This is a genomic window from Micrococcus sp. GbtcB5 (genome assembly GCF_019091605.1).
Lineage (GTDB): Bacteria > Actinomycetota > Actinomycetes > Actinomycetales > Micrococcaceae > Micrococcus > Micrococcus luteus.
Map to the genome: position 1 here is coordinate 1 of NZ_JAGXJK010000274.1, position 255 is coordinate 255.

A 255-nucleotide genomic window follows, 5' to 3' on the forward strand; every position below is an offset into this window, starting at 1 on the left:
GTGCAGCATGCCCCTGCGCCGGGCGCCGAGCCCGGACAGCGGGATCTGCGAGGCGACCACGAGCATCGGCACGCCCGTGGCGTACGCCCCCTGCAGGCCGGCCAGTGAGGTGAGGGCGCCCGGGCCGGTGGAGAGGAACAGGACGCCGTCCTCGCCGGTGGCCCGGGCGTATCCGTCCGCGGCGAAGGCGGGGCTGTTCTCCACGCGGGTCGAGGCGAACTCCTGCGGGGAGCGGGACAGGGGGTCGGAGGGGGC

The 255-nt window shown here is 76.5% G+C and carries 1 protein-coding gene; it reads right to left on the minus strand.

From position 1 onward, the window contains the following. Positions 1 to 255, minus strand: a 255-nt coding sequence (locus KVS67_RS12335) for a thiamine pyrophosphate-binding protein (RefSeq protein WP_254629371.1), incomplete at both ends; no start/stop codon positions are given.